This is a genomic window from Solemya pervernicosa gill symbiont (assembly GCF_002020875.1).
GTDB lineage: Bacteria > Pseudomonadota > Gammaproteobacteria.
In genome coordinates this window covers 44,520-54,872 of record NZ_MPRL01000010.1, presented here as the reverse complement: position 1 = coordinate 54,872, position 10,353 = coordinate 44,520, and the positions used below count along the sequence as shown (strand labels likewise).

Here is a 10,353-nt window from a genome sequence, read left to right as displayed (position 1 = left end):
TCTTCGTCGTTCGCTCTCGCTCTCAACTACGAATAGGCAGACGGCGTCGACTATCGCGGACTAACCGCCTTCGCTTCGCTATCCATGGCGGTCAGCGTCGGAGCAAGTAATTACATCCGGGAATAAAGATCAAACACCCAGCAGGCCAAACAAGAAGGGCGCGAAACAACACGCCTCCTCTTGAGGTGTCTTCATTCAACAACCCAATCAGGCACACCCCTCCAGCCCCCTGCCAAGCCCCTATGTTAAACTCTCCACATCACTTTCAACACGTAGAAACAAGGCATACCAATGGGCAATTCACTTCAGGACCAGCTACTCAAGGCGGGTGCGGTCAGCAAGAAAAAGGCACATCAGGCGACCAAGTCAAAGCAGAAGAAAACCAAGCTGAAACAGAAGCAGAAGGTTGAGGATGTTAACGATACCAAGATCGCCGCTGAGCGTGCACAGCGTGAAAAAGCGGAGCGTGATCGTCAGCTCAACCTTCAACGCAAGGCCGAGGCGGAACAGAAGGCTGTTACCGCTCAGATTCGCCAGCTAATTGAGAGCAACCGACTTGAGCTAGGCGAGGGTGAGATTGCCTATAGCTTTACCGATGAGAGCAAGATCAAGCAGCTCTACGTGAATGAGTCACAGCAGCGACAACTTGGTAAGGGGCGTCTCGCGATCATTAAGCTCGATGAACGTTTTGAACTGGTGCCAACACCCGTGGCAGAGAAGATCTCACTACGCGACAAGAGCTATATCATCCAGATCAATGAATCTCAGCCACAAGAGACTGACGAGGATGATCCCTATGCCGAGTTTGAAATCCCTGATGACCTGATGTGGTAGTTAACAATAAAGAGGCAGGCTAATGCCCGCCTCTTTATTGTTAACTGACTGAGTGCTACTTGGTCTTGATCCGTGTCCAGCCGGGATCGATCGGTGGTGGCACATCCTCTTCGCCGTACTCTGCCCCCATCTCGAAGGTTGGCATCTCATTCCAGTCGACCTCGCTCTTCTTCTCGCCCTCATTATTTTCACTGGAGAGCTGCATCCATGCGGAAGAGGCGGTGCGCGTTGCATGCCGACGCCTTCTGGCATTTGCTGCTGAACGCGCATCGACGTCTGCAGGCGCGGACTGTTCTGCAATACTCTTCGCCACAATCTCTGCCTTGAGTTTGGCATTCTCACGTTTGTACTGTTCGAACAACACACGCAGCTCTGCCATCTGGCTTGCGTTGCCTTCGCTCTCATCAGTCAGTTGACTACGCATCTGCTCCGATTCACTCTGAACAGAGGTGAGTTCGTTACTGAGCTGTGCCTTCTCGCCATGAAGCTGCTTGATTTTTAGCAGCGCGGTTTCAATTTCATGTTTGTGCTGCTCGCGTATCTCATCGAGTGCTCGCTGCTGCTCATCCAGCTCACGTTTCAACTCAGCCTCACGTTGCTCAGCCTCACTGAGTGTGATGGCATGCCGCTCACTCTCACGGCGTGCGTGATCAAGGGCTACCGTTAGCTGGCCAATCTCTGCCTCAAACTCAACACGAACGCGTTCATTCTCATTGCCTAGCTCGGCAATACGCGTTCTGAGTGAGACCACCTCTTCCTGTACGGCGGCCAGCTCTGCTTCAAACTGCTGCCGACTCAGTTCAACCTCATCTTTCTGCCTGGCGATGGTTGCCTCGAGGCTGGCTCGATCTTGCTCAAGTTGCTGTTGCCTGCTCTCCGCACCATTGGCACGCTCACGCATCTCACCAAGTTCAGACTCGAGACCGGTGATAACACTCTGCTGTTCGCTCTGCAGTTGCTCCATCTCTGTACGTTGCACTGCAAGTGCTGCTTCACTCTCACTCAACTGCAGCTGATGCTGCTCAAGCTCTTGCTGTAATTTGACGAGTTCATCAGAGTGGCTCGTTTTGAGCTGTTCAGCAGCACGTTCAGCCTCGACTGCTCGCGTCTTCGCAGCCTCAACACCCTCTTCGAGCTGTGACAGCGACTGACTCTGCTCACCCTTAACCGCATCAAGCGATGCTTCTCTATCGGCCAGTGCACTTTCAGCATCTGCCACACGTTCACGCGCCTGTTGTAGCTCATTCTGTAGCTTCTGCTCACTCTCAGCGTAGGAGCTCTTGAGAGACTCGATCGTGGCACTGTGTGCGTTGAGCTCCGATTCAGCCTGCCCACTACGCTGCTGCGCCTGTTCAATCTCACACTGCTGTGCCTCGAGCGCTTCGGTATGCTCACGCCTAAGCGACTCGAGCAGGGCATTCGCTCTTTCAAGATTTTCGTTCTGTTCGTTTGCACGCTGCTCAGCATCGCTGCGTTGCAAAGTCATATCGTCATGCAGGCGAGAAATTTGCTGCTCAAGAGTGCCCTGAGTCGTTTCTGCCGCAACGGCTCGCTGCAGTGCCTGCTCTAACTCACCCTTGATTTCACCTAGCTGCTGATTGAATGTCTCACCCTCCTCACCAGTACTCTGTTGCATCGTCTCCATCTGCTGGCGCAGTGCTGCCAATTCTGTCGCTACACGACGGTGAGCCTGCTTGCTCTCATCGGTCTGACGCAGCTGTTGAGTGAGTGCCGATTCGAGCTGGCTCTTGACGGTTGAGGCCTGCTGCTCTGCTTTCTTAACCTCATTCTGCAGTCGCAGGTTCTGCTTCTTCAGTAGTGTCAGTTCATCTTCACCACGTACCGCAGCGGTGGTCTTGACCGGTGAGGCAACGCCCTCGGTCGCTGCCGTTGGCGCGGCCTTCTTGCCACCCTGTTTCTCCAACGACTCCTCAATTGCCTGACGATGCATGACGAGCCCGCCCTGCAGGGCGTGCACATTCATTCCCATGCGGCGCATCAGGAAGGCAGCAGCAGCAGAGCGTTTGCCATCATCACAGACGACGATATATTTTCGGTCCGGATCGAAATGGCTCATCTCACGACGTAGCAGTGCGATCGGCATACTGCGCCCTACACCGTTCTGGTGATACTCCTCGGGTGTACGCACATCGAGCAGTACCGTACCGGTAGAGAGAAGCTCGTGTGCCTCTTTACCGTTGACCTGTGCTACCAGGAAGCTGGCGATCAGGCTGTTGAAATCACTCTTGTCGAGCTTTAACAGCACACCATCCTCAATCATGGTGACAGTAGCGTTACGACGACCCTGAGTGATCAGTGCCTCCTCCCCAAAACCCTCACCCGCTTTCAGTTCGCATAGCGTGGTCGCCTCACTATCACCCGGCATAACGCGACTGACCTGACAGCGCCCCTGCTTGATGATGTAGTAGAAGTCATCCTCTTCACCCTCCTTGAGCACTACATCACCGCTTGCCAGCGGCACCTCTTGCAGACGGGTTACCAGTGCCTGAATGCTCTGCGGCGGGAGATTGAGGAGTCCCTGGGTATAGAGCAACTGCGAAATCCAGTCGGCATCATCGGAGAAGTCGATCTCCTCAACCTCATAGCTACCCTCGTCATCACCCCAGTTAAGCGCCATATCAAGCAGATCACTATCGATGCTGAGCAGCTGAACATCTGTACGGGTATGCGCGGTAATTATCCGAGGACTCTCGGTATCAATGGGACTGTGCGCTGCCTGGTGATTCGACTTAAGCACCATCGTCGCGCCACTGCTGTTACTCAGCTTGAGCTCACCACTGAGCAGATAGAGGGTACGATTATCGACATCACCCTGTTTAAACACCTCACGATCTGCAAGCAATTCAATTACGCGTGACTTATCGGCAAGCTCCTGTAATCGATCGGCATTCAGCTCCCTAAGCAACTCTAGATGACGGAGCTGATTAATTTCAATTCTCTGATTTGATGCACTCATGGATTCCACCACCCTTTCCAACACCGCATGGAAAGCTAAATTTTCTGCGACACACAAACGGTCGCTCTCTGCTAAACAGTATAGTTTTTCGTGTCCTACGCCGTGGCGAACTGGTTCACATATCTTATCTATGCAGATCTGAACGCAAAGCCCGAAACAAACGTTTTTACATTTATATTACAAATAGTTACCAGCAAACCAATCAAGACCCACAACCACTCTTCTCACCCTTGATCGGGCAGCAACCACCAAAGAACTCTCCGCACTCATCCATCGAACGTGGCATCGCCAGGTGGTAACCCTGTGCATAATCGACACCCAGTTCACGTAGCGCCTGCAGAATAGCCTCATCCTCTACAAATTCCGCGATGGTCTTGATTCCCATCGACTGGCCAACACGGTGTATCGCCTCCACCATCGCACGATCGACAGGATCGGTTGCCATGTCACGGACAAAGGAGCCATCAATCTTGAGAAAATCGACCTTGAGATTTTTCAGGTAGGCAAACGAGCTCAGACCACTGCCAAAGTCATCAAGTGCAAAGCGGCAGCCCAACTCATGAAGTGCGTTGATAAATCGCTCGGCCTGTTCAAGATTTGAGATCGCCGCCGTCTCTGTGATCTCAAAGATCAGGTCCTCGTGTGGCACCTTAGAGTTATTAATGGCATCAATGGTGTAGTCGAGCATCGCATCATCGCTAAGCGACGCACCGGATAGATTGATAGCACAGATATAGTCACCACATTTCAGACTGCTCTCAAGCTTGTAGTCGAGTGCGGTGCGGATCACCCACCGATCAATCATCGGCATCAGATTGTAGCGTTCAGCCGCCGGGATAAAGGCCATCGGCGGCACCAGATCGCCCCGCTCATCTTTGAGTCGAATCAGCGCCTCATAGTGGGGCTGTGCATCGCTCTCCGGATCGACCGGTACGATCGGCTGGTAATAGAGGCAGAAGCGATCCTCCTCCATAGCGCGCTTAATTCTAGAGACCCACTGCATCTCACCGTGACGCTGTGCCATCTCATGGTCATCGGGTTTATAGAGATGGACACGATTGCGCCCCAGATCCTTCGCTGCATAACAGGCAACATCGGCGGCACTCATCAGTTCAGAGACATTGATGTTCTCTGCAGTGACCGCCACTACGCCGATGCTCGCACCCACTTCGAAGGAGCGATCCTCCCAGACAAAGCGAAAATCGTTTATCACCCGTAACAGTCGCTCGGAGACTTCACTGGCCTCATCAATATCGCTATTGACCAGCAGCACACCGATCTCATCACCACCAAGGCGCGCCAACACATCGAGTTCACGCATCTGCTTGTCCAGCAGATGTGAAAGCTGGCGCAACAGTTCATCACCCGCCATATGACCACAGGTATCATTGACCACTTTGAACTGATCGAGATCGATGTAGCAGAGCGCATGCTCACCCTCCCCTTCATGCACACGTTCAAGTGCCGACTGGAGACGATCTTCAAATTCATTACGATTAAAGAGGCCGGTCAGCGCATCGTGAGAGGCCTGATAGGAGAGCTCCTTGGCGAGCCTGCGCGTGGGTGTAACATCCTTGAGCACCATGATGGCACCCACCACCTGATTCTCATGATCGCAAATCGGAGCAGCCGACTCCGACACGGGCAGCAACGTGCCATCGTGACGCATCAGAGAGCTTCCACTCTCCTGCATCACCACCTGCACCTCACTCATCGCCTGACTGATAGGATTGAGCATGCCCTCACCGCTATCCTCTTCAACCAGTCGAATCACCTCATCAACATGCCGACCGATCGCATCGTCACATTGCCAGCCTGTCAGTCGCTCAGCAACGGGATTGAAAAAATCGATTAAGCCCATCGCATCAGTAGCAACTACTGCCTCACTAATCGACTGCAGCGTAATCTCAACCCGCTCTTTCTCCTTGTAGAGCGCAGCCTCCGATTCAGTAATCCGAACCACAATATCTGCCAACTCATCCTTCTGCTGAGTAAGATTATCGAGAGAGCGATTAATAAACTTGGCCAGAAAACCGAACTCATCATCACGCTGTTGATCAAAACGCGCCGTGTTATCACCCGAAGAGATTTGGTCTGCGGTATCCACCATTTTGAAAAAGGGGGCTGTCAAGACACGCTGCAGAACCCACTGCAAGACAAAACCAAATAACATGAAGGCAACCCCCATCGAGAGCAGCAGCTGCTTGCGTTCCTGTGCGATCACCTGATCGAATGGCGTGAGATAGATCGTCACTTCGGATGCGAGGTGATAGAGGCCATGCTGACCGTGCAGAATAATGGGACGCGTCACCTGGGCCAACGTCACGTCAACGTTACCGCTCTGTAGCACCAGGCCATCGACATCTATCTTCACGCCCTGCAACGCCATACCGCCTTCAAGCTCAAACATTCGCTCGAACAGCAGATTAAGATTTGCCTGGGTAATCTCTTCCGGGGAGCCAAAATAATTCATTAAGTGGAAGGAGGTGCGATCGGCAAGGCTCTGGTAACGCGCTTCCAGTCGCTGTTCACTCTCCTGAAGTAGATAACCGGTAATCGCAAGGCCAACCACTACCAGACCCCAGAAGACGATACCGGTAATACGACCGGCTAAGGCAGGGCGCAATTTATCCTGTTTTGAAGACAACTCGCTCATTTAAAGCCCACATAACAGAGCAGCCACATCAATGGACAGACACCACTGAGCCCAGCGCCTAATACGGCAAAGCCAATAAACCAGCTTAGATACCAGAGCTGATCAGTGAACAGGATGGAGACCAGCAACACCAGACCGATCACCAGCCGCCAACCACGGGTTGCCTCGAAATCAATCACTCGTTCACGATGAACGGCTGGACAGACCATGCCACCGGCCACGGAGGTATGGGTAGCACCCGCAACTGTTCTTATAATGACTCGGTTTGCTATACCTTCAATGAGATTGATAGCCACCAGCAGATAGAGCAACTCATTCCACTCAAAATAGAGCCCCGCCAGAACGGCGACACCAAAAAAAGCATGTAGAAACGTTCTGCCATCACCATCTCCCGAGCACGCAGCAAACTCAATCGACACTCGAAATAAATTCACGGATATCTTTATTAGCAAAAACCGATATTCTTCAGTAATTTACGCATCCATACTAGGGATTCACCTGCACGACGGCAAGGATAAATAATTGCACTACTTAAGCTCACGAATACGCCGCTCGATCAGTTTACGAATCACACGGGAAACGGCGGCAAATCCGAAGCCAGCGGTAACGAAAGTGGCTGAGCCATAACCGTAGTTACAGTCGAGCGTAGCACCCTTCACACCCGGTTTGCGCTGACAGACCGATCCATCGGGCTTTGGATAGACCTGCTGCTCACTTGAGAAGACACACTCAACGCTGAAACGGCGTTTCGGATTATTGGTATAGCCGTAACGACTGCGTAGCGTCGAACGCACCTTGGCGGCCAGCGGATCATTATAGGTTTTACTCAGATCGGCGATCTCGATGGCGGTTGGATCACTTAATCCACCGGCGCCACCGGTGGTGATAATGGGAATTTTATTGCGCCGACAGTAGTTAATCATCGCCGCCTTATGGCTGATCGAATCGATGGCATCGATCACGTAGTCGTAATTTTGATCGAGGTAACGTTCGATAGTCGCCTCAACCAGCAGATCATCAATCGGGTGGCAGCGACACTCGGGGTTGATCGCCTTCACCCGTTCCGCCATCACCGCCACCTTGGAGCGTCCGACGGTGCTCTCCAGCGTGTGTAACTGACGGTTGCTATTACTGGCCGAGATATCATCGTGGTCAATCAGTGTAATCTCACCAATACCGCTACGCGCTAACGCCTCAACCGCCCACGAGCCAACACCACCGATACCGATCACGCAGATATGCGCCGCTTCCAGCCACGCCACCTCGCGTTCACCATAGAGACGGGCAATGCCGCCAAAGCGTTCCTGATAGACCTCCGTACTCATTCAACTCAAGATTCCATCAAACCACATCATTCGAAATCAGGCCTCTAAACAACGGCCGGACTTTGACCGGCTCAGCCTTGCCCTTCGCTTCAATCTCACGTTGATTACCAAACAGGTAGTCGGAACCGAGCACGTAGTACATATCGGTTGAGGCGAGGATCTCATTCAGCTCCGCATTATCACAGAGCCGTTTAGCGGTATTAACACTATCACCCAGCAGGTCGTAGCTCTTGCGCGCATTGCCCCCCATCACACCCTCAACAACTGGACCGGTGTGGATACCGGTACCCACACCGAGCCCATGTATTTCAAGCAGTGGTCGAACCGCCTCCAGCATCGCAATCGCTGCCTCTGCGGCTGCCTCAGGCGAGGAGAAGACCAACATGATTTCATCCGCTGTCAGCTTGACCTTGATCGCCTGGTACTTCACCCAGACCGGTTCTGCTGCTTCATAGTAGGCGTTCATCACCGCGACTACCTCTTCAGGAGACCGGGTTTCACTCCAGCGGGTAAAACCACGAATATCGGTAAACACCATCGAACGTTCGTGACGCTTGAGGCTCAGCACCTCCGGATTGTTCACCGCCTTGGAGAGTAAATCAGTACCGAGAAACCACTCCGAATATTCCCGCAGTTGCTGCGCGGTGCGCATCAGAACGTTGTGGTAGCGTTCCGTATTGATATTGGCAAAACCAAACACCATGCCCAGCAGCGGAATTACCATCACCACGAACTGGTGCGAGGCCGATGCCATAAACTCCCCATAGGAGCTGTAACCATCCTTGAGCACTTCAAGAATCATATAGAGCGCCAGAAAGATGCAGGTTCTGACCACGCTCTCGAGCATGATCATCGCATCGTGTAGCTCCTCATTTGCCGTACCGTCACGCACCTGTTGAGTAATACCGATAGCAATAGCAAAACCCCAGTAGGCGATATGGTGGGGGGACTCAAAGAACTCCATCCCCTCCAGCGACACTTCGAACAGGGTATAGATTGCGGGGGCGATCAGATTACCGACAAATTGCCGATTAAGCCCACGATGTAGCCAGCTGCCGTAGAACATCGCCTGGATAACAGCCGCTGAAATAATCACATAGGGATCGATCTCATAGAGGTAGCTGAGTGCATCATGCAGCAGCAGCTCCAGAATGATACTGGCCAGCGGGTAATGGAAGGTGTTGGTGAAGAACTCATGCACAATGTAGCGTGTGCGTGTCCCCTTCAGCCGCGCTGTGACATCTAAATCCATCTCTCTGAAACCCTCTTCCTATTTATCTGCGTGGAGCATACTGCGCACCATCATCAACATCTACTTTGCGCAACACCAGCGCACCGACCACAAACAGGATCAACAGCGTCAACATCGAGAGCCGTGGACTACCGCTTACCGCACTCGCCCACCCCACCATCACCGGGCCAAGTACCGCCGCGAATTTACCCAGCATGTTATAAAAACCGAAAAATTCGGCCGACTTGTCGGCGGGAATAATATGCGCATAGAGCGAACGGCTCAGCGATTGAATACCGCCCTGCACCAGACCGATCACCACGGCCAACAAGTAGAACTCTTTAACATGCTCCATCTGTGCCGCCCAGATCACCACCACGATGTAGACAGCGATCGCAATATAGATACCGCTACGCGCGCCGATACGGCTACCGAGCCAACCAAAGGCGAGCGCCGCTGGGAATCCGACACCCTGAGTGATCAGCAGTGCGACGATCAGGCTATTGGAATCGAAGCCGAGTGACAAACCGTAGTCGACCGCCATGCGTACGATGGTATCGACGCCATCGATATAGAACCAGTAGGCGATCAGAAACAGAAAGATATTGCGCAGCGCACGTATCTCGCGAAAGGTCTCCCGCAACTGAGACCAACCCGCCACAACTGCCGCTCGCGCCCCAATACCGCTACCATCTGTTTCTGTGACATAACGAGCCAGAGGCAGTGTGAAAAGCGCCCACCAGATCGCCACGGTGAAGAATGAGAGTTTCACCGCTTCGGCGGCATCGGTCAGGCCAAAGGTCTGTGGGCTTAGCGTCATCCAGACGTTAACCGCAAATAGAAGGCCACCGCCAAGATAGCCAAGCGCGTAGCCGAGCGCCGAGACACGCTCATACTCGGGCTTATCTGCGACGAAGACCAACAGCGAATCGGAGAAACTGATACTGCCGGAGAAGCCGATGGTTGCCAGTACATAGAGCACTACCGCCAGCCACCAATCGCCCTGCGCTACCCACGGCAGTAGCGCAGTCATCAAAATACCCAGCGTGGCGAAGGTAAGCAGAAAGCGTTTACGAGCCCCACAGCGGTCAGCGATCGCGCCTAATAGTGGTGCCAGTATTACGATTACCAGACTCGCCACCGAGTTGGCGATACCGAGGCGGAAGGTACTCTCGGTTACGCTCGCACCCGCACTCCAGTACTGTTTAAAAAAGAGCGGGAAGAAACCTGCCATGATGGTAGTGGCGTAGGCAGAGTTGGCCCAGTCATAGAGCGCCCAGGAGATCGCCTCGCGTCGTTTTTGCAGAGCCACTTCAACGACCTCCCTGTC

The 10,353-nt window shown here is 53.1% G+C and carries 7 protein-coding genes; 1 reads left to right on the top strand and 6 read right to left on the bottom strand.

What is annotated here, in order from left to right; all coding sequences use genetic code 11:
* Positions 1-291: 291 nt before the first annotated feature.
* A complete protein-coding gene (locus BOW52_RS04020; RefSeq protein ID WP_078482803.1) occupies positions 292-834 on the top strand; it encodes a DUF2058 domain-containing protein in 543 nt (180 codons plus the stop codon).
* 55 nt (positions 835-889) lie between these two features.
* On the opposite strand, the gene BOW52_RS04015 is transcribed toward BOW52_RS04020, so the two are convergent.
* The 6 genes from BOW52_RS04015 to BOW52_RS03990 form a co-directional block, all read right to left on the bottom strand.
* A complete protein-coding gene (locus BOW52_RS04015) occupies positions 890-3,811 on the bottom strand; it encodes a cyclic nucleotide-binding domain-containing protein (protein WP_078482802.1) in 2,922 nt (973 codons plus the stop codon).
* A gap of 202 nt (positions 3,812-4,013) precedes the next feature.
* The gene (locus tag BOW52_RS04010) at positions 4,014-6,467 is read right to left on the bottom strand and encodes an EAL domain-containing protein (RefSeq protein WP_078482801.1); all 2,454 of its coding nucleotides are present in this window, start codon (positions 6,465-6,467) and stop codon (positions 4,014-4,016) included.
* Positions 6,464-6,901 (bottom strand): hypothetical protein, encoded by a 438-nt coding sequence (locus BOW52_RS04005; RefSeq protein WP_135622009.1) that lies wholly within the window; start codon positions 6,899-6,901, stop codon positions 6,464-6,466. Before BOW52_RS04005 ends, BOW52_RS04010 begins: the two co-directional genes overlap by 4 nt.
* A 93-nt stretch (positions 6,902-6,994) precedes the next feature.
* On the bottom strand, positions 6,995-7,792 hold the full coding sequence (tcdA, locus tag BOW52_RS04000; protein WP_078482799.1) for a tRNA cyclic N6-threonylcarbamoyladenosine(37) synthase TcdA: 798 nt from the start codon (positions 7,790-7,792) through the stop codon (positions 6,995-6,997).
* A 16-nt stretch (positions 7,793-7,808) separates the two neighbouring features.
* Positions 7,809-9,044 (bottom strand): adenylate/guanylate cyclase domain-containing protein, encoded by a 1,236-nt coding sequence (locus BOW52_RS03995; RefSeq protein WP_078482798.1) that lies wholly within the window; start codon positions 9,042-9,044, stop codon positions 7,809-7,811.
* A gap of 22 nt (positions 9,045-9,066) precedes the next feature.
* A complete protein-coding gene (locus BOW52_RS03990; protein ID WP_236725630.1) occupies positions 9,067-10,335 on the bottom strand; it encodes an MFS transporter in 1,269 nt (422 codons plus the stop codon).
* Between the last annotated feature and the right edge of the window lie 18 nt (positions 10,336-10,353).

What these genes read in the sequence shown, in the direction of transcription:
- tcdA (WP_078482799.1), bottom strand. Translation starts at nt 7,792, where the DNA reads ATGAGTACGGAGGTCTATCAGGAACGCTTTGGCGGCATTGCCCGTCTC.
- BOW52_RS04015 (WP_078482802.1), bottom strand. Translation starts at nt 3,811, where the DNA reads ATGAGTGCATCAAATCAGAGAATTGAAATTAATCAGCTCCGTCATCTA.
- BOW52_RS04010 (WP_078482801.1), bottom strand. Translation starts at nt 6,467, where the DNA reads ATGAGCGAGTTGTCTTCAAAACAGGATAAATTGCGCCCTGCCTTAGCC.
- BOW52_RS03995 (WP_078482798.1), bottom strand. Translation starts at nt 9,044, where the DNA reads ATGGATTTAGATGTCACAGCGCGGCTGAAGGGGACACGCACACGCTAC.
- BOW52_RS04020 (WP_078482803.1), top strand. Translation starts at nt 292, where the DNA reads ATGGGCAATTCACTTCAGGACCAGCTACTCAAGGCGGGTGCGGTCAGC.